This window comes from Cryobacterium soli (assembly GCF_003611035.1).
Classification (GTDB): domain Bacteria; phylum Actinomycetota; class Actinomycetes; order Actinomycetales; family Microbacteriaceae; genus Cryobacterium; species Cryobacterium soli.
The window spans coordinates 2,598,366-2,617,152 of the sequence record NZ_CP030033.1 but is presented as its reverse complement, the minus strand read 5'-3'; the positions used below and the strand labels follow the sequence as shown (position 1 = coordinate 2,617,152).

Here is an 18,787-nt window from a genome sequence, read left to right as displayed (position 1 = left end):
GATGCGCCGGGTGGGGCTCGCCACGGCCGGTGCCAGGGTGGGTGTCGGTGACCCGAACTCCGGCACCCGCCCTGCAGCGTGCGCTGCTGGTTGCGATGCCGCGTGCCCCGTCGGTGCGCGCGGCCCACGGCGCATCCGTTCGCCTAGCTACGTGCCGGCTCTTCGTCGCGGGACAGCTCGATGGCGGCAAAGGTGGGGTCGTCGTCGAAGGACTTCATGCGGGCCACCTGGAAGATGATCAGTCCGTAGACGGCCTTGGCGAGGATATCGGCCACGGAGTAGCCCACCTGCTTGTAGACCCAGGCGTCGGACCCGGCGATGTTGAGCAGCGGCAGCAGATAGGCGATCGGGTACACGCCCCAGCTGAGCAACAGCAGGTAACGCAGCCGTCCCAGGGTGGCACGCACGCTCTTCGGCTGCCGGTCGAGCGACTTGCTCAGCTGCACGAACAGTACGTAGAGGATGTAGAGGAACGGGATGGTGGACAACAGGCCGAACAGCCCGCGCACCCCGTTATCCGAGCTGATCTCGCCCGGGTAACCGAGGATGATCATGAGCGCGGCCGCCGGAACCAGCCCGCGCAGCAGCCGGTTCTGCACCGAACGCGCGAGCGCCAGCACCGCGATCAGCTCCACGAGCAACAGCGGCACGGTGAGAAGCCAGTCCACATACCGGTAGCCCTCGTTGAACCCCACGCCGGCTGCCTGCGCGTAGTCGCCCTGCCCGCCGGCCGCATCCGTGACGAAGGCCGCCTTGAACGAGTCGAAGATGCGGAAGTAGTGATACGCGGCGATGCCGCAGACCACGATGGCCACGGTGATCGCAGCGCGGTAGCGCGGCAGGATGCGCGGCAGCGAGATGAGCAGGAAAACCGCGGTGAACAGCTGCGCGGCGATCACCAGGGACAGGAAGTTGTAGACGGTGTCGTATTGCCCGGGCGACAGGATGTCGGGAATCATGGTGCACTCCTCTGTAAGGAACGGCGTGAGTGGAACGGGTGCAGGAACGTGTGAGAACCACCCGCGAAACGCGATGGCAGGTTCATTGAACCGTTAAGTGACTTACTAAGTCAACTATTCAATGAACTTCTTTGCCGGGAGTGTCGATAGACTGTTTTCACCCGCCGCGACCCATCCGGCTCGCCGCTCCAGCCGGAGGAGACATGCACAATCCCGATCGGGCGTCGCACACGCTCACCGGCTTTCCGGCCGCCGCCTCCGCGTTCGTCAGCGCCCTCGAGGCCAACCGGCGCCGGATCGCCGAGGACGCAGGCCTGACCGGAACCGAGCTTCGCGCGCTGTTCCGAGTGGCCCAGGCCGTGAGCATCACGCCCAAGGACCTGGCCGCCCACCTGGGCCTCACGACCGGCGCCGTCACCGCGATCGCCCGGCGTCTCGTCGACGCCGGCTTCGTCACCCGCACCGACCACCCCGGCGATCGACGCAGTCTCTACCTGGAGCTCACGCCGGAGGGCCATGCTGTGATGGGCCAGATCCACCACGACTTCGCAGAGATGCTCTCCGCCTCCACGTCGAGCCTGAGCGCCGACCAGCTGGCGGACTTCACCGCCGCCCTCACCTCGGTCGCCGCCGAGGTGCGCACCCGCTCAGCGCAGCCCTAACCCACCCCGGCAGGTTGCCCGTTGCCACCCAGGCATATATCTGGTAGATATATGAGGAACAGAACGGAGCTGACGATGGCGGTGTCAGACCAGACCCAGATGGCCGTGCTCGGTGGGCTCAGCCTTGCTCCGATGACCGGGTATGCCCTGCGGGAACAGATCCGCGACACACTCGGGCAGTTCTGGTCCGAGAGCTTCGGCCAGATCTACCCCGCACTGGCACTCCTGGAACGCGACGGCCTGATCGAGCGCCGGGAGACGGTCCGCTCCGGTTCGTCGATCTTCGCCGTGACACCGGGCGGAGTGCAGCGGCTGCGTGAGCTGCTGGCCGGACCTCCTGCGCCGGAAAAACCCCGCAATGGCCTGCTGCTCCGGCTGTTCTTCGGGCGTCAGCTGGGCGCGGACGCGTGCCGGCAACTCGTGCTGGACGCCCAGAGCCGTGCCGAGGCCGACCTGGCCGGGCTGGGCGCCGTCCGCTCCGAGGTCGAGGCCGACGACAGTGCGGATGCCCCCTACATCCTGCTCACGGTCATGGCCGGCGAGCACGCCGCCCGGGCCACCCTCGCCTGGGCCCACGACGCGTTGGACGTTCTCGAGCGCCAGGCCGCAGCCACCCAGAGGTCGCAATGAACGCGGACCTGGTGACGGGAGCGGCCCTGCTCTTCAGCGCCCTGATGGCCGGGTTGATCATCTTCCAGGCCGCTCTCATCGCCGGAGCCCCGCTCGGCCACTTTGCTTGGGGAGGCCAGGACCGGGTGCTGCCCGTGCAGAAGCGGCTGGGCAGCGCCACCTCGATCGGGCTGTACCTCATCTTCGGGGTGCTGGTGCTGCAGCGGGCCGGCCTGGCAACCGTGCTGCCCTGGCCGGGTGCCGTGGCTGTGGCGGTCTGGGTATTGGCGGGATATTTCGCGCTCGGGATCATCATGAACGCGGCCTCCCGGTCGCGGCCGGAGCGCTGGACCATGGCCCCGCTCTGCGCGCTGCTCGCGGCGCTCACCGTGGTGGTCGCGCTGGGCTGAGCCCGCGGAGGTTCACCGCACCCCGTCCGGGCGACCGGCGACCTGTCGCGCTCGTGTGCTCAGCTCGGCGTGCCTGCCATCGATTCCCGCGACCAGTGAGGGTCGTCAGACGGGCGTCGCCGCCTCGTCGAAGTCGCTGATCAAACGCACCTTTTCGGCCGACGCCGACGACGTGTCGAATCGGTAGTGCAGCCACTCCCGGGTGAGCCGGCGAGCGACCTCGAGTCCGATCACGCGCTGGCCGAAGGCAAGCACCTGGGCGTTGTTGCTGAGCACCCCACGCTCCACCGAATAGCCGTCGTGGGCGGTGACGGCGCGGATACCGGGAACCTTGTTGGCCGCGATGGCCATGCCCAACCCGGTACCGCAGACGAGCAGCGCCCGGTCGGCAGTGCCGGCGGCCACCAGCGTGGCCGCCTCGATGGCCACGCTGGGGTACGGAGTGTGGCTGGAGGCATCCACACCGATGTCGATCACGGCGGCTACGAGCGGGCTGGCCTCGAGGTCGGCCTTGAGCACCTCTTTGTAGACGTAGCCGGCATCGTCGGCGCCGATGATGATGGTGAGGGGCTGAAGAGTCATGAGAGGTGCGCCTTTCGTACGGGAACGTGAGCGTTGGCCAGGGTGGTGACGATGAGGGCGAAGGAGGTGGCGCCGGGGTCGGCGGTGCCCAGGCTCTTGGCGGCGTGCGGTCGGGCCCGGCCAAGCTTGGGGAGCAGGTCGGCGGTCGCAGCGGCGGCTTCTGTGGCCGCTTCGGCCGCCGAGGTCAGTGCATCTGCTGCCGTCGCTCCGGCCTCGATCGCGCGGCGCAGCTCGTCCACGAACGGGGTGACGGCGTCGACCATTGTCTTGTCGCCGACTGTGGCCTTGCCCAGCCTGGTGAGGGTACCGGCATACGCGGCGGCGGCAGCGAGGATGCCCGCGGCGTCGATGGCGCTCTCGTCGCCGAGCACCTGGCCAGCCGCGCGCAGCGCCGAACCCCAGAGCACTCCGGAGGTGCCGCCGGCATGTTCGGCCCAGGCGTCGCCCGCCCGGGCGAGAGTGGTGCCCGCCCCGGCGCCCTGGGCGGCCGTTGCGGTAGCGGCGGTGAGTGCGGCGTCGAGGCCGCGCACCATGCCGCGCCCGTGGTCGCCGTCGCCGGCGATGGCGTCCATCTGCGCGAGGGTGTCTTCGTGTTCCCGCACGGTGGCGAACGCCGCCCTCACGAGCGCCACCACCTCAGTGGCGGCCTGCCCGGAGACCGGGCTGCCGGGTTCGACCGCCTCGGCGACAGCATCCGCCACGACGCCGTTATCATCGTCATCGGTCCCCACGGCGAGCGCGGAGCCCTTACGGTAGGCCGGGGTGTCGGCAGGGGCGGTCCAGAGCGGTTCGAGTGCGTCGTTGAGCCAGACCAGGCTGAGCGAGACGCCCGCCATGTCGAGGCTGGTGACGAGCTCGCCCACCTCCGGGTCCACAAGACTCAACCCGGCAGCGGTCAGGCGCGGGGCGATCTCGCCCCAGAGCAGGAAGAGCTCTTCGTACTTGGTGGAGCCGAGGCCGTTGAGGATCACGCCGACCCGGCCGTCGCTGTCGGCGGGAGCCTCCGCCAGCACGGTGCGCACGAGCAGGTCGCCGATCTCCGCGGCGGACTGCAGCGGCACGGTCTCCAGGCCGGGTTCGCCGTGGATACCCAGGCCCACCGCCATCTGGCCGCGCTCCACCGTGAAGAGCGGGTCGATCGCTCCAGGGAAGGTGCAGCCGTCAAAGGCGATGCCGGCGGTGCGGGTGCGGTCGTTGGCCAGCCGGCCGAGCCGCTCCACCTCGTCGATGTCGGCGCCGGTCTCGGCGGCCGCGGCGAGCACCTTGAAGACCACGAAGTCACCGGCGATGCCGCGGCGTTTGTGGCTCTCCTCCACCGAGGCGCTGAGCAGATCGTCGGTGACGATCACGTTGCGGGCGTCGATGCCCTCGGCGGCAAGCTGTTCGCAGGCGATGCCGAAGTTCATCACATCACCGGCGTAGTTGCCGAAGCTGAAGATCACACCGCCGCCGCGGTTGGCCTGCCGGCCCACCGAGTAGGCGTACTGCGCCGAGGGCGAGGTGAAGATGTTGCCCACCACCGAGCCGTCGCCGAAGCCGGGGCCGACCAGGCCGGCGAAGGCCGGGTAGTGGCCGCTACCGCCGCCGAAGATCACCACGGTCTTCCCCCGGGGGCCGGGGTGGCGACGCACGACCCCGCCAGGTACCGGGCGCACGTAGCGGCCGTGCAGCAGCGCGAACCCGGCGAGCGCCTCTTCGGCGAAGTCGGCAGGGTCGTTGTGGATGCGGGTCATGGGGGACTCCTCGTTGAGTAGTTATTCGAAGTTGCGGTGTCGCGGGGCGAGGTCGGCGAAAGCCAGGCCGAGGCGTTCGGCCAGTTGCAGCACCAGGGTGTCGAAGACCAGCTGGGTTGCCTGCTCGAACAGGCTGCCCATCGGCTGGATCGACGACACCAGGTCGCCCTCGCCACGGTAGACGGTGGCGGGCACGATCAGGGCAACGTCGGCCAGGGCCGGGGTGCGGGCGCTAGCGATGGCGGACACCACGAGGGTCGTGGCACCCACTTCTCGCACCCGGTCGAAGACGTAGTCGAGGTGGCCGATGGTACCGGGACCGTTCACCATCACGAGCAGGTCTTCCGCGGTGACGGCGGGAGTGGTGTCATCCCAGGCCCAGTGCACGGTGAGACCGAGGTGCGCCAGTCGCATCGCGAATCCGCGGGCGGCCAGGCCTTCGCGGCCCACCCCGATTACGAAGACGGTGTCCGCGGCCAGGAGCGCCTCGATCGTGCGCTCTATCTCGCCACTGTCGATCCGCGCCACCGTACCTGCGAGCTCCGCCACGATGGTGGCGGCTTGGCTGTGGAAATCAGCGCCGTGGAAGCTGCTCGTCACGGTACTCACAGCGCCCGCCCGCCCAGGGTCACGCCGTCCGTCGCCCGGTGCGTCTCGGCGGCGGCCAGCGGCGCCGACTTCGCGGGAATCACCGGGGTGGAGCCGGGTCCCTTGGTCTTCGCGGCGCCGCGGGGGTTCCAGCGGGCCACGTAGTAGTTGACCACCATGACCAGCAGCAGCATGGAGCCCCAGATGAGGTTCTTCACGTAGGGGTTGAACTGCAGGATGGTGAAGGCACTCTGCAAGGACTGCAGCAGGATCAGGCCGAGGGCCACGCTGACCACCCGGCCGCGGCCACCGTAGGGGTTGAAGCCAGCGAGCACCACCACGAGGATCGCCTGCAGCAGGTAGCTCTCGCCGAAGCCCACCCGGGCGGAGTTCACCCTGGAGACCATGATCACGGCGGCCAGGCCCACCAGTAGGCCGATGGTGACGTAGGTGAGGATGATCACCCGGTCGTTGCGCACCCCGGAGAAGCGCAGCGCCACATCGTTCTCGCCGAAGAGGTAGATGCGGCGGCCGAAGCGGGTGCGGCGCAGCATGAAGCCCACGACGAGGAACGCGGCGACCATGAGGATGAAGATGATCGGAATGTTCGCCACCGTGGCGGCGCCGAGCGCGGAGTAGCTGCTGATGGCGATGGGCACGCTCTGCCCGTTGGTGATGACCATGCCGATGCCGGTGAACAAGATCATCGTGCCGAGGGTGGCGAGGATCGGCGGGATCGAGATCTTGGCGATCAGCAGCCCGTTGAGCAGGCCGCAGAGCATGCCGGTCACTAGGGCCGCCAGGATGCCTACGAGCATCAGGGTGTTCGAGTTCGAAGCGGTGACCGGCACAAGCTGGCCGCTCATCACGGTGGCCCCCACGATGCCGGAGAGCACCGCCGCAGAGACGATCGACAGGTCAATGCCGGCGGTGAGCATGGCCAGGCCCATGGCGAGGGCGAGGAAGCCGAATTCGCTCACCTGAGAGGACATCGACTGCAGGTTGCCGGCGGAGAGGAACCGGCCGCCGAGCAGGGTGATGAGCGCGACGAGGGTGACGGCGGTCATCACGAGCAGCACGGAGAGGTTCTTGTCTCGGGCGACGAGACGCGCAATGGAGTTCATGGTCTGGTTCTCTGACTTCCCGGTTAGGCCGTCGCGAAGACGAGGTTCTTGCGGTCCTGGATGCGTTGGCGGTAGTACATGACGCCCAGGCTGATCAGCAGCACGGCGCCGAAGAACAGGTCGTTCCAGGAGGAGCCGAGGCCGAGGAAGACCAGGGTTGACTGGAACAGTTGCACCACGACGATGCCCAGGATTGTGCCGAGGATTGTGCCCTCACCTCCGGTGAGCTTGGCCCCGCCGATAACGACCGCGGCGATGATCATCAGCTCGGTGCCCACCAGGGAGACCGGGTTGACGTATTTGAGCTCGCTGAAGTAGATGATGCCCATCAGGCCCGAGAGTGCGCCGGAGTAGGAATAGACGAAGAGCTTGGTGCGGAAGATGTTGATACCGAGTCGGGAGGCCGACTCCTCGTTGCTCCCCACGGCAAAGACCTGCCGGCCGAGCATGGTGCGGTAGAGGATGAACCAGGTGAGCACGAGCACCGCGATCACGATCGGCAAGAACACGGTGAGACCGTAGCGGCCGGTGTCGGAGTCGATCACGATCAGGTCAGTGGAGCCGAAGTTCACCAGCGACTGCGGCATTGCCGCGGTGGGGAACGACTTGGTGCCCAGCACCGTGGCCATCAGGCCGTGGTAGGCGCTGGCGGTGCCGAGGGTGACGATCAGGGTGGGCAGATTGAACCGGTGGATGATCAGGGCGTTAATTGCTCCGAGCAGGCAGCCGACCACGATCGACACCACGAAGGCGAAGAGGATGTTGTCGATGCCGAGCGCCAGCATCAGCTTCACCGACGTGTAGCCGGAGACCACGGCGATGGCCGTGAACGAAACGTCGATGCCTCCGGACACGAGCACGATAAGCACGCCGATGGCGAGGATCATCACGCCGGAGCCGCTACGCAGCATGTCGAACAGGGTCTCGACGCTGAAGAACAGCGGGTTCTTCAGGGCCACGATCACGATGTAGCCGATGATGATGGCCAGCAGGTACTTCTCCATCGCGGTGGAGGGCCGCTTGAAGACGGCGCGGAACGGGGATGTCTTCATCGCTGGTCTCCAGTGCTGATCGTGGTGAGCGCTGCGGTGGCGTGTTTCACGTGCGCCTCCGGGTCGCTGATGATGGTGGCGAGCCGGTCCTTGAACTCGGGCGCCCGCAGGTCGGCTTCTTCAAACCGGTCGAGCACTGTGCCCTCGTGCATGACCAGCACTCGGTTGCAGTTGGCGATGATCTCCTCCGGCTCGTCGGAGATCACGATCACGCCGATGCCGCTGGCCGCGAGGGTGTGGATTCGGTCGTAGATCTCCTGCTTGGAGCCGATGTCGATGCCGACTGTCGGGCTGTCCAGGATGAAGATGGTGGGGTGCCGGGCGATCCACTTGCCGATCACCACCTTCTGCTGGTTGCCGCCGGAGAGGTTCTGCACCAGGGTGTCGACGTTCTTGTTGTTCACGTTCATCTCGTGAACCGTGGCCACGGCCAGCGCCTGCTCGGCCTTGCGGTCGATCAGGCGGGTGCGGCCCAGCAGCGAGTCGATCACGTTCGACGACACATTGTTGCGAATGGACTGGGCGCCGAACAGGCCCTGCGTCTTGCGGTCCTCCGGCACCAGGGCGATGCCGTGCTCCATCGCCTGCAAGGGCGAGCGGATGCACACCGGCTTGCCGCCGATCAGGATCCGGCCGGAGTCGGGAGTGTTGAGGCCGAACAGCGAGAGGGCCAGTTCGGTGCGGCCGGCGCCGAGCAGGCCCGTGAGGCCGAGGATGTCGCCCTTGCGCACGTCGAAGCTGATGTCTTGGTAATTGCCGGTGCGGCCGAGGCCCTGCACCTGCAGCAGCGGCGTCTCGTCGTCGATCTGCCTGTGATAGCGGGCGTAGGAGACCGTTCGGCCGGTCATGTGGAAGCTCAGCGATTCCTCGTCGAGTTCGGCGGCGGTGAAGTCGCCCATCTTGTGGCCGTCGCGGAAGATGATGATGCGGTCGGCGATGGCGAAGACCTCGTCGAGCTTGTGGCTGATGAACACGATCGACAGGCCGCGGCTCTTGAGTTCGAGCACGATCTTGAGCAGCCGCTTCACCTCGTTGGTGGTGAGGGCGGTGGTCGGTTCGTCCATGAACAGAATGCGCGCATCCATGCTCAGTGCCCGAGCGATGGCCACGAGCTGCTTGTTAGCCACCGAGAGGGTGGAGACCCGGTCGTCCAGGGGAAGCTCGACGCCCACCCTGGCGAGCTGTTCGGAGGCGATGGTGCGCATCGTGGAGCGCTTCACCAGGCGGGAGCCGTCGTGCATCATGCGGTTCATCGCGATGTTCTCTGCCACCGAGAGATGGTCGAAGAGGGAGAGGTCCTGGTAGATGACTTGCACGCCGGCGCTGATCGCGGCCCGCGGGCCCTGGCTGTCGACCCGGCTGCCGTCGATGGCCACGCTGCCGGCGCTGGGCGCGTAGACGCCGGAGACGATCTTGACGAAGGTGGACTTGCCCGAGCCGTTCTCGCCGGCGAGGCAGAGGATCTCGCCTTCGCCGATCGAGAGGTTGATGGTGTCGAGTGCGGTCACCCCACCGAATGCGATGGAGAGGTTTTCCGCGATGAGGATGGGGTTGCCCATGATCGCTCTATTCGTGAGTAGAAGAGGAGCGCGGCCCCGTCACGGGAGGACGGTCGCGCAAGAAGGGGGCGTGCTGCGGGGAATCGTGCGGAGCCGGGTGGTGGCGTCAGCGGGAGTTGGACGCCACCACCGGAATCCGGTGAATCGGTCGTGCGTGGTGCTGCCTAGAACGGGTACTTGCCGCCGGGGTACTGGCCCTTTTCGATCATCAGGATCGCGGCACCGGTGATGAGCTTGCCGTCGACGGTGACGTCGTCATAGCCCTCGAACTTGAGGTCGTTACCCGACTCCACGGCCCGGTCCTGCAGCACGGCCAAGGCGACGGCGTTGGCAGCGTAGCCGGCGCCTGCGGGGTTCCAGGCCTGTGCCGAACCCACCACGTCTTCTTCGAGGTAGGGGCCGGCCACCGAGGGCAGGCTCAGCATCGAGGTGGCGATGTTGGTGAGGTTCTTCTCCTTGAGCACGGCGGCGAAGTTCGCGCCGGCCGAGACCGAGGTGCCGATGAAGCCGCCGAGGTCGGGGTACGCCTTGAGGATCTCCAGGGCGTTGTCGCGGGCCTTGGAGTCGTCGTTGTCGTCTTCGTAGGGCTGCGCAGACACCGGGGTGATGTCGGGGTAGTTGGCCTCGAGGTAGGCGACGCCGGCGTTGTACCAGGCCATGTGGGTCTCACTGGTGAGCGAGCCGACCTCGCCGACGAAGGTGCCCTTGCCGCCCATCTGGCCGGCGAGCTGCTCGAACATCTTCTCGCCGAACTCGGCGTTGTCGAAAGCTTCGAGGTCGTAGTCGACGCTCTCGGTCGCGGCGAGCGCCGGGGCCTCGTGGGTGATGACCACGATGCCTGCGTCGCGGGCCTTCTTGAGCACCGGCGCGATCGACTGCGGGTCGTTGGGCACTACGACGAGGGCATCCACGCCCTGGGCGATGAGGTCCTCGACGATCTGCACCTGCTTGGCAGGGTCGCCGGTGTCCGGGCCCGTCTGCCAGGCCTCGACGACATCGCCGTTGTCGGCATTGAATTGATCGACGCCGGTGCGCATGGCTTCGAACCAGGAGATTCCCTCGACCTTGGACACTGTGGCGATGCGGAAGACTTCACCGTCGGAGCCGCCGGCAACGGTGGCGCCCCCGGTCTCTCCGACGGTGCCACACCCGGCCAGCAGGGCGGTCGCCGCGATCGCGGTGACCGTGAGGCCGAGAAGCTTGGTTGGACGCTTCATAACTGTTCTCCTTTGAACGTAGCTGTGTTACAAGAAACCCCTGGCAATCGCAACAGCCGGGACGGTTGTAACAGTAAAGCACAAATTGTCACGAAAGCGAGTAAATCTTTTCTCCGCCCAGATCCCTGCCCACCACCCGCCATTGTGCAGGAAAACCGAGAAATGCCGACCAAGCCGAGGCAATACAGATTGTGACATTTCTGGTACGTTTCGTTACATCGCCCTCGGTCGTGCCGTTTGTAACGGTTAGATACCATCCTGCGCGGCGAACACGAACAAAGGGGTTCCAGTGAAGAGTCTGTGGCAGACGCCCACATCCGACGGGCAGAGCGCCCTCGACGAATGCGTGCAAGGGTCGCGCACTATCGGGGCGCATGAGGCCCTGGTGTTGCACGGCGGCGGCAACTCCTCGATCAAGGACACCATCACCGATGTCACCGGCGCCTACCTCGACGTGATCTACGTCAAGGGCAGTGGCTGGGACATGGCCACGATCAAGCCGCAGGGGTTCGCCCCGTTGCGGCTCACCCGGCTGCGCGAGCTACTCACGATCGACGCCATCACCGACGCCGCGCTGGTGAACGAGCTGCGCTGCGCGCTGTTGGATGCGTCGGCACCCGACCCGTCGATCGAGTCGCTGCTCCACGCCCTGCTGCCCTACCGGGCGGTGCTGCACTCGCACGCCGACGTGATCGTCTCGCTCACCAACCAGCCCGATCCGGCCGCGGCCGTCACCGAGCTCTTCGGCGACTCGGTGGTGCTCATCCCCTATGTCATGCCTGGTTTCGACCTCGCCCGGCTCGCCAACGAGCTCTGGCCGAAGCTTGCGACCGAGAAGACCCGGGGCATGGTGTTGCTCAACCACGGCCTATTCACCTTCGGCGACACCATGGCCGAGGCCTACAGCCGGCACCTCGAGTTCATCTCGACCGCCGAGGCTGCCGTCACGGGCGACGCCGCGGAGCCGGCAGCATCGGCCGCATCCGTCGAGCCAGCCGCGGCCGACCCGCTGGCCACCGCCCGGTTACGCCGTGCCATCTCTGCGCACGCGGGCCGCCCGATGATCGTGGGCCACCACACCGCGACCAGGGTGTGGGATTTCGTCGGCCGCGCCGACCTGGCCGAGATCGCCTCCCGCGGGCCGGCCACCCCCGACCACATCATTCGCACCAAGCGGCTGCCGCTGGTGGGTAGAGGTGTCGATGCCGCCGGAGTAGACGGCTACGTTGCCGACTACCGGGCCTACTTTGAGCGAAACCGGGGCCGTTCGGCAGTGCCGCTGGATATTCTGGACCCCACCCCACGGTTCATCCTCGACCCGGAACAGGGAATGTTCACGGTGGGCAAAACCATCAAGGATGCCAACATCGTGCGCGATATCGCGTTGCACACCTTCGACGTGATCGAAGCCGGCGAAAGGCTCGGCAGCTACACGGCCTTGCCGGAGGGTGAGTTGTTCGACATCGAATACTGGGACCTCGAGCAGGCCAAGCTGCGCATGGGCGGCGCACCAGCCGAGCTCACCGGCCAGGTGGCCCTGGTCACCGGGGCGGCGTCCGGTATAGGCCGCAGCATCGCGAAACACCTGCTCGACCTCGGCGCCTGCGTGGTCGGCATCGACATCTCGCCCGGCGTGACCGACAGCTTCTCGGGAGCGGGCTGGCTGGGCATCCCGGCCGACGTGCGGGACCGGGCCGCGCTGGCCGACGCGTTGAGTCAGACCGTCACACACTTCGGCGGTCTCGACATCCTCGTGGTCGCTGCCGGAGTCTTCGCCGAGAGCGCCCCCATCACCTCGCTGGATGGCGCCGTCTGGGACCGCACCCTGGCCATCAACGTGGGCTCGGTGCAGACCCTGTTCGCGCTAGCCCAGCCGCTGCTGGCCGAGTCGCCCAGCTACGGCCGGGTGGTCGTGATCGGCTCGAAGAACTTCGCCGCCCCCGGACCCGGCGCCGCCGCCTACTCCGCGTCGAAGGCTGCGCTCACGCAGCTGGCCCGGGTGGCCGCCCTGGAGTGGGCGCGTGACGGCATCCGGGTGAACACCGTGCACCCCGACGCGGTCTTCGACACCGCCCTGTGGACGCCAGAGCTGCTAGCCGAGCGGGCCGAGAAGTACGGCGTGAGCATCGACGAGTACAAGCGCCGCAACCTGCTCTCCACCGAGGTGACCAGCCTAGACGTGGCCCACATGGTGGGCGCGATGGTCACCGCCACCTTCCAGTCCACCACCGGCGCGCAGGTACCCGTCGACGGTGGCAACGACAGGGTCATCTAGCTCGAGCTCAGCAGCATCCGCCACACCGCTGCCGCCGTCAGGGGGTTGGCGGTGCGGCATCCGAACCAGCAAGATTCACTGAACGCGGCAATGGCTGCACCACATCCAACGGAGGAACAATGACGTCTCGAGTGATTTCCATGGGGGCGCACATCGCCGATGCGCTCGGCTGGCCATTCACGGCCGTGCCGCCCGGCCAACACCTCGAGTTCATCGAGCAGATCAAGTTCACCGTGGCCGGCACCGCCGCCGCGCCGTCGGTGAACCTGGCCAAGCTCGGTGTCGACGTGGCCACCGTCGGCCGTATCGGCAAAGACACCATCGGTGACTTCGTGCGCGCCACCATGGCTGGATACGGGGTCAACACCGAACACCTCGTGGTCGACCCCACCCGGCAGACGTCGGCCAGCCTGCTGCCGATCCGCCGTGACGGCTCCCGGCCGGCGCTACACGTGATCGGTGCCAACGCCGGCCTCACCGAAGCGGATGTGCCCTGGCACATCGTAGAGAAGGCCGAGATCTTCCACCTCGGCGGGGCCTTCATCCTGCCAGGCCTTGACGGCGCCCCGATGGCCCGGGTGCTCAAGCGGGTGAAGGAGCTCGGCCTCACCGTCACGATGGACTTCTTGATGAGCCCGCGCGACGACGCGCAGAGTCTGATCGGGCCGTCGCTGCAGTACGTGGACTACCTGATGCCCAACATCGAAGAGGCTGGCTGGCTGGTCGGCAGCGAGGACCGGCAGGAGATCATCACCTGGCTGCACGGCCAGGGTGCCGGGCACACGGTGCTCACCATGGGCGGCGACGGCGTGAGCATCGCCGCGAATGGCGACGCCGAGACCGTGCTGCCCGCCTATGCGATCGACGTGGTCGATACCACCGGCTGCGGCGACGCATTCACTTCCGGCCTCATCTCAGGCCTTCTCGACGGTCTTGACGTGATCGGCGCATCCGAGCGCGGACTTGCCTGCGGCAGCCTCGTGGCCACCGGGCTCGGCTCGGATGCAGGCATAGTCGACCGCGAACAGGTCGCCGAGTTCCAGCGTAGCCAGCCCCGTCTCGCGGTCTGAAGCTCCGGACCGCCCCAACCGCACGCGCCAGGACGGCAATGTGCCAAGCTAGCGATGCCGCTGGCGCCACAGAAAGGACGGATGCTGATCATGCCGACAATCCACCCCGTGACCCATGTCTGACACACCGGTTGACGACGCGACGCCTCACGACGCCCCGCATGCGCGCGCCCGAACAAAGGCTGCCCGGCTCAGCCTGATCGGTGAGTTGGTCAACCAACGTGGGTTCGTGAGCGTGGACGACCTCACGGAGCAGCTGGGCGTAAGCCGCATGACCGTGCATCGCGACCTCGAAGAACTGCAGCGCATGAGTATTCTGCGCAAGGTGCGCGGCGGCGCATCCGCTCATCGGTCGACGCAGTTCGAGAGCGACCTCCAGTTTCGCTCGATGAGCGCCATCGAAGAGAAGAAGAAGATGGCCAAGGTGGCCGCCGAACTCGTCTCGGAGGGGGACGTCGTGATCGTGGACGACTCGACCACCTCTCTGGAGGTGGTGCCACTGCTCATCTCCCGGTCTCCTGTGACCATCATCACCAACTTCCTGCCGGCCATTCAACAGGTGAGCAACCACCCCGACGTCCACCTGATCGCGCTTGGCGGCGAGTACACACCGCGCTACCAATCGTTTCTCGGCGTGATGTGCGAGCGCAGTCTGGCCGACCTGTACGCCGATGTGCTGTTCGCCTCCTCGTCCGCGGTGCGAGGGGTGGACGTTTACCACCAGGACCAGCGCATCGTCACTGCCAAGCGGGCCATGATGGCCGCCGCGCAGACCCGCGTATTGATGGTCGATCACAGCAAGATCGACCACGGTGCACTCCACCGGCTGGGCAGTATCGACGAGTTCACTCACATCATCGTGGACGACAAGGTGGATCCGGCTGTGGTCAAGACCTTCGAAGAGGCCGGCGTGATCGTCCTGGTCGCCTCCTGACCGGCGCCCAGCTCAACACCGGCGCGTGCCACGATGGTCAGCACAGTACCCGTCAGACCATCGTCGAGAGGTGACCCGATGACCGGCTCCGCCGTAGTCACGCCGATCGCACCGCGCCTCCAGGCCGACCGCTACCCGGTGCCCGATGTGGCGCGCGGCGTGGCGATCATGGCGATGCTCGTCGCGCACGCCGGGCCGGTCATGACCGCCCAACCGGCCGCCACCCTGTTCCTGCAGGGGCAGCTCAACGACGTCGCCTCGCCGCTGTTCGCCACCACGATGGGCGCCGCCGCGGCGATCGTGCTGGCCAAGGCGGGCAGCAATCGCGGGGCGGTGCGGGCCGTGATCGTGCAGAACGTCATCCGCGGCGCGATCCTGGTGGGGCTCGGCCTGTGGCTGGCCACCTGGGGCAGCTGGATCGCGGTCGTGCTGTCGTTCCTGGGCATCGTGCTGGCCGTCGGCACCCCGTTGGTGCTGCTGCGCACCCGCCTGTTGATCGCCGTGCTCGGCGTGGTGCTCGTGCTGGGCGCGCCGCTCAACGAGGCGGTCCTGGCGGCCACCGGCCCGCTGATCACCGAGGGCGAGCGCACCCCGGCGAGCTTCCTGCTCGAGTGGATCTTCCTCAGCCCGCACTACCGGGTGACCAATCTGCTGCCCTGGTTCCTGTTCGGCGCGCTGTTGTTCCGCATCCGCTTCGGCGGCCGCACCGCCGGCTGGGTGCTGCTGGCGATCGCCGTGCCCGCGTGGTTCGCCGACCCGCTGATCCGAAGCATCACCGGCGCCGAATTCAGCCCAACGGGCAGCTATCTCGACACCCTGCACGACACCGGGTTGGTGCTGCTGGTGCTCGGCCTCATCATGTTGCTCAACTCGATCCGCCACCGGCCTGCCGAGACCGTTGTGCGCGCGGTCTTCCTGCCCTTACGGGCGATCGGCTCGATCTCGCTGTCGCTCTACGTGTTCCAGGTGGGGGTGGTGGCGCTGATGTACAAGAACGGCATCCGCTTCGGCAGCACCGACCCGGTGGCCTGGCTGGTCCTCGTCGTGGGCGTGCCCATCGTGGGCATCCTCTGGTGGCGGTTCGTGGGCCGAGGGCCGATCGAATGGCTGATCGGCGTGGTCAGCGGTCGGTACCGCCCCGGCTTCTCCGGCGCCCGCGAGAGCGGTGAAAGTGCCGCTTCACGACGCTGAGGTAGCCATATCCCCGCTCTCGCGGAGCCTTATGGCGCGTGCTACCGTCGGGGCATGACCCCGCAGGAGCTCGAGAACCTGGTGTGCCTGCGCCGCGCGCGTGACCTCATCGACCGGGAGTATGCCCAACCGCTGGACGTGCCCACCATCGCCCGGCGCGCACTGATGTCGCCCGCGCATTTCTCCCGTCAGTTCCGTGCGGCGTACGGCGAAACACCGTACAACTACCTGATGACCCGCCGCATCGAGCGGGCGATGCAGCTGTTGCGGGCCGGTGCGACCGTGACGGATGCGTGCATGGCGGTCGGCTGCACCTCGCTCGGCTCATTCAGCTCCCGGTTCACCGAGATAGTGGGTGAGAGCCCGAGCGCGTACCGCCGCCACGAGCACGGCGCGGTCAAGGCCATGCCGGCCTGCGTGGCGATGGCGCACACTCGTCCGGCCCGCACGGTCGCATCCGGCGTATCGAGCGGTCCCGTTTCGAGCAGGATCGAAGAAGCCGGCGGCGCGGCGGCGGCCTAAAGTCGCCGGTATGACAATCTCACTCCAGTACTGCAACATCACCGTGAACGACGTCGATGAGGCCCTCGCCTTCTACAGCGGCGCGCTCGGCCTGCAGGTGCGAAGCGATGTGCCCTCGGGCAGGTACCGCTGGGTCACCCTGGGCAGCGACGCGCAGCCTGGGCTCGAGATCGTGCTCTCCGAACCCCACGCCGGCCGCTCGCCGGCCGACGGCGACGCGATGCAGGAGCTGCTCACCAAGGGCGTGCTGCCGATGCTCGTGTTCCGCTCCGACGACGTCGACGCGACCTTCGAGACCCTGCGCGCATCGGGTGCCGAGGTGCTGCAGGAACCGATCGACCAGCCCTGGGGGCCGCGCGACTGCGCCTTCCGCGATCCGTCGGGCAACACCGTGCGCATCGCGCAGGCGCCGGCCGACTAGGCACCGTGCAGGCGCCGAGAGCCTAGGCGTCCGCGGGCGACGAGGGCGGAACCCGGCGGTCGGCGAGGGCCGCCTGGTGCAGCGGCTCCAGCGCTGAGTCGAGAGCCGCCTCGAGCGGCCAGGCCGAGCGCATCGGCTGGCTGAGCACGAGCCCGCCCTGGATGGCGGCGAGGATCACCACGGCGATGCGTTGAGGATCGACCCCCCGGTCGATCTGGCCGTTGGCCTGCATCTTTGTCACGCCCAGGGCCAGCAGGTCCCGCCACTCGGCCATGCTGGCGCCGAGGAAGGTCTCCAGGGCGGAATCGGTCATGGCGGCCTGCGTGGCCAGCGACCCGATCGGGCACGCCCACCGGCCCAGACCCAGGTAGTACTCCACCAGAGCGGCCCGCCACTGGTTCCACGACGCCCAGGTGCTCAGGTCGTGGATGAAGGGTTCCTGAGCCTCGAGAAGCTGCCGGCCCTCCCAGGTCGCGACCTCGCGCACCAGCTCGGTCTTGCCGCCGGGGAAATAGTGGAAGAGCTGGCTCTTGCTGGTGAGCGTGGCTGCACGCACCGTGTCGAGAGTGGTGCCGCCGATCCCGGCGGCGAGGATCTGCTCGCCGGTGGCCTCGATGATCCGCTGCCGGGTGGCCCGGCCCCGGGCGGTGATCTTCTTCTCCTCCATCCGTCGATCGTAGCTCACTGGACCGTTTAGTCCAGATTGTGGTACGAATGGACCATGAAGTCCACTAGCGACGACCTCCAGCCTGTCTCCCGCCGATCGGGGATGACCGACGTTGCGTCTGATGGGTCCGTTCCGTTCGGGGCCCTGCCGTTCGGGGCCGAGTCCACCGCGCTCGAGGTAGTGGAGGGGCTCGATCTGCACGGGCGGTCCGCCCTCGTCACCGGGGCGAGCTCCGGCATCGGGGTGGAAACCGCCCGTGCGCTGGCCGCGGCCGGCGCGAGCGTCACTCTCGCCGTTCGGAACCTTCAAGCCGGCGCCCGCACGGCCGCGGACATCCGTTCGAGCACCGGCAACGACGCGGTGCGGGTGGCCCGTCTCGACCTGGCGGACCTCGGCTCGGTGCGGGAGCTGGCCGCGGGCTGGGCCGGGCCGCTGCACATCCTGGTGAACAACGCCGGGATCATGCACACGCCAGAGCTGCGCACCCCGGCCGGCTGGGAGATGCAGTTCGCCGTGAACCACCTCGGCCACTTCGCGCTCGCGACGGCGCTGCATCCGGCCCTGGCCGCGGCCGGCGACGCCCGGATCGTGGCGGTGAGTTCGAGCGGGCACGGGTCCAGCGGCATCCGGTTCGACGACCTGTTCTTCGAGCAGGATGCGTACGATTCCGGGCTGGCGTACGGCCAGTCGAAGACCGCGAACGTGCTGTTCGCACTCGAGGCCACCCGGCGGTGGGCGGACGACGGCATCACCGCGGCCGCCCTGATGCCCGGAGGCATCTGGACGAACCTGCAGAGGCACTGGGATCCGGAGGTGCTGGCCGGGATGAAGCGCCGGCATCCGGGGAAGAGCCCGGCGCAGGGGGCCGCGACTTCGGTGTTCGTGGCCACCCGGGCGACGCTCGGCGTGGGGACGCCCGGCTACTACGAGGACTGCCACCCGGCCCAGGTGGTGCCAATGATCGTCGACGGGATCCACGGGGTGCTGCCGCACGCGCTCGATGCGCAGGCCGCTCGCCGGCTGTGGGAGGTCTCGGCCGAGCTGGTCGCCTCGGTCTGACGGCTCACGGGGGTCTCGACAGGCTCGACCAGCGAGCGGGAGCGCGACCCGCGGGGAGTCGCGACCAGTGCGGCGGTCGAGCCTGTCCAGACCTGGCGACCTGGTCCAGAGTCGCGACCCGTACGGCGGCCGAGTGCGTCGACGCCGTGCTGA

Annotated in this window: 19 protein-coding genes; 10 read left to right on the top strand and 9 right to left on the bottom strand. The window is 67.7% G+C overall.

Annotated elements, in window-relative coordinates:
* Positions 1-143 precede the first annotated feature (143 nt).
* Complete coding sequence (locus DOE79_RS12070) at positions 144-959, bottom strand: bacteriorhodopsin-like (RefSeq protein WP_120338696.1); 816 nt, start codon at positions 957-959, stop codon at positions 144-146.
* 203 nt (positions 960-1,162) lie between these two features.
* Between DOE79_RS12070 and DOE79_RS12065 the strand changes: the two genes are divergently transcribed.
* The 3 genes from DOE79_RS12065 (at position 1,163) to DOE79_RS12055 (ending at position 2,640) form a co-directional block, all read left to right on the top strand.
* On the top strand, positions 1,163-1,621 hold the full coding sequence (locus tag DOE79_RS12065) for a MarR family winged helix-turn-helix transcriptional regulator (RefSeq protein WP_120338695.1): 459 nt from the start codon (positions 1,163-1,165) through the stop codon (positions 1,619-1,621).
* A gap of 75 nt (positions 1,622-1,696) precedes the next feature.
* A complete protein-coding gene (locus DOE79_RS12060; protein ID WP_120338694.1) occupies positions 1,697-2,251 on the top strand; it encodes a PadR family transcriptional regulator in 555 nt (184 codons plus the stop codon).
* Complete coding sequence (locus tag DOE79_RS12055) at positions 2,248-2,640, top strand: hypothetical protein (RefSeq protein ID WP_120338693.1); 393 nt, start codon at positions 2,248-2,250, stop codon at positions 2,638-2,640. The genes DOE79_RS12060 and DOE79_RS12055 overlap by 4 nt, the downstream gene beginning before the upstream one ends.
* Positions 2,641-2,745: 105 nt before the next feature.
* On the opposite strand, the gene DOE79_RS12050 is transcribed toward DOE79_RS12055, so the two are convergent.
* From DOE79_RS12050 to DOE79_RS12020, 7 genes are all read right to left on the bottom strand, one after another.
* Positions 2,746-3,222 (bottom strand): ribose-5-phosphate isomerase, encoded by a 477-nt coding sequence (locus DOE79_RS12050; RefSeq protein WP_120338692.1) that lies wholly within the window; start codon positions 3,220-3,222, stop codon positions 2,746-2,748.
* Positions 3,219-4,955, bottom strand: coding sequence for a dihydroxyacetone kinase family protein (locus DOE79_RS12045; protein ID WP_120338691.1), 1,737 nt, complete (start codon positions 4,953-4,955; stop codon positions 3,219-3,221). The genes DOE79_RS12050 and DOE79_RS12045 overlap by 4 nt, the downstream gene beginning before the upstream one ends.
* A gap of 21 nt (positions 4,956-4,976) precedes the next feature.
* Positions 4,977-5,564: a phosphoheptose isomerase family protein gene (locus tag DOE79_RS12040; RefSeq protein WP_120338690.1), complete on the bottom strand. Its 588-nt coding sequence runs from the start codon at positions 5,562-5,564 to the stop codon at positions 4,977-4,979.
* Positions 5,561-6,667: an ABC transporter permease gene (locus tag DOE79_RS12035; protein WP_120338689.1), complete on the bottom strand. Its 1,107-nt coding sequence runs from the start codon at positions 6,665-6,667 to the stop codon at positions 5,561-5,563. Before DOE79_RS12035 ends, DOE79_RS12040 begins: the two co-directional genes overlap by 4 nt.
* A gap of 23 nt (positions 6,668-6,690) precedes the next feature.
* Entirely contained in the window at positions 6,691-7,719 is a 1,029-nt protein-coding gene (locus tag DOE79_RS12030; RefSeq protein ID WP_220094218.1) for an ABC transporter permease, read from the bottom strand.
* Positions 7,716-9,278: a sugar ABC transporter ATP-binding protein gene (locus tag DOE79_RS12025; protein WP_120338688.1), complete on the bottom strand. Its 1,563-nt coding sequence runs from the start codon at positions 9,276-9,278 to the stop codon at positions 7,716-7,718. Before DOE79_RS12025 ends, DOE79_RS12030 begins: the two co-directional genes overlap by 4 nt.
* Positions 9,279-9,442: 164 nt before the next feature.
* On the bottom strand, positions 9,443-10,495 hold the full coding sequence (locus DOE79_RS12020; protein WP_120338687.1) for a substrate-binding domain-containing protein: 1,053 nt from the start codon (positions 10,493-10,495) through the stop codon (positions 9,443-9,445).
* A 289-nt stretch (positions 10,496-10,784) separates the two neighbouring features.
* Between DOE79_RS12020 and DOE79_RS12015 the strand changes: the two genes are divergently transcribed.
* The 6 genes from DOE79_RS12015 to DOE79_RS11990 all read left to right on the top strand — a co-directional run bounded on the left by DOE79_RS12015 (position 10,785) and on the right by DOE79_RS11990 (position 16,908).
* The gene (locus DOE79_RS12015) at positions 10,785-12,770 is read left to right on the top strand and encodes a bifunctional aldolase/short-chain dehydrogenase (RefSeq protein WP_120338686.1); all 1,986 of its coding nucleotides are present in this window, start codon (positions 10,785-10,787) and stop codon (positions 12,768-12,770) included.
* Positions 12,771-12,889: 119 nt separating this feature from the next.
* A complete protein-coding gene (locus tag DOE79_RS12010; protein WP_120338685.1) occupies positions 12,890-13,840 on the top strand; it encodes a carbohydrate kinase family protein in 951 nt (316 codons plus the stop codon).
* Positions 13,841-13,955: 115 nt separating this feature from the next.
* Positions 13,956-14,774, top strand: a complete 819-nt coding sequence (locus DOE79_RS12005) for a DeoR/GlpR family DNA-binding transcription regulator (RefSeq protein ID WP_120338684.1) — start codon at positions 13,956-13,958, stop codon at positions 14,772-14,774.
* Positions 14,775-14,852: 78 nt separating this feature from the next.
* Positions 14,853-15,965 (top strand): DUF418 domain-containing protein, encoded by a 1,113-nt coding sequence (locus DOE79_RS12000; RefSeq protein ID WP_120338683.1) that lies wholly within the window; start codon positions 14,853-14,855, stop codon positions 15,963-15,965.
* A 54-nt stretch (positions 15,966-16,019) separates the two neighbouring features.
* On the top strand, positions 16,020-16,487 hold the full coding sequence (locus tag DOE79_RS11995; protein ID WP_120338682.1) for a helix-turn-helix transcriptional regulator: 468 nt from the start codon (positions 16,020-16,022) through the stop codon (positions 16,485-16,487).
* A gap of 10 nt (positions 16,488-16,497) precedes the next feature.
* The gene (locus DOE79_RS11990; protein ID WP_120338681.1) at positions 16,498-16,908 is read left to right on the top strand and encodes a VOC family protein; all 411 of its coding nucleotides are present in this window, start codon (positions 16,498-16,500) and stop codon (positions 16,906-16,908) included.
* A 22-nt stretch (positions 16,909-16,930) separates the two neighbouring features.
* Here the strand turns inward: DOE79_RS11990 and DOE79_RS11985 are convergent, their stop codons facing one another.
* The gene (locus tag DOE79_RS11985) at positions 16,931-17,575 is read right to left on the bottom strand and encodes a TetR/AcrR family transcriptional regulator (RefSeq protein ID WP_120338680.1); all 645 of its coding nucleotides are present in this window, start codon (positions 17,573-17,575) and stop codon (positions 16,931-16,933) included.
* Between the two features lie 54 nt (positions 17,576-17,629).
* On the opposite strand from DOE79_RS11985, the gene DOE79_RS11980 reads away from it, so the two are divergent.
* A complete protein-coding gene (locus DOE79_RS11980) occupies positions 17,630-18,634 on the top strand; it encodes an SDR family NAD(P)-dependent oxidoreductase (RefSeq protein ID WP_245976912.1) in 1,005 nt (334 codons plus the stop codon).
* Positions 18,635-18,787 lie beyond the last annotated feature (153 nt).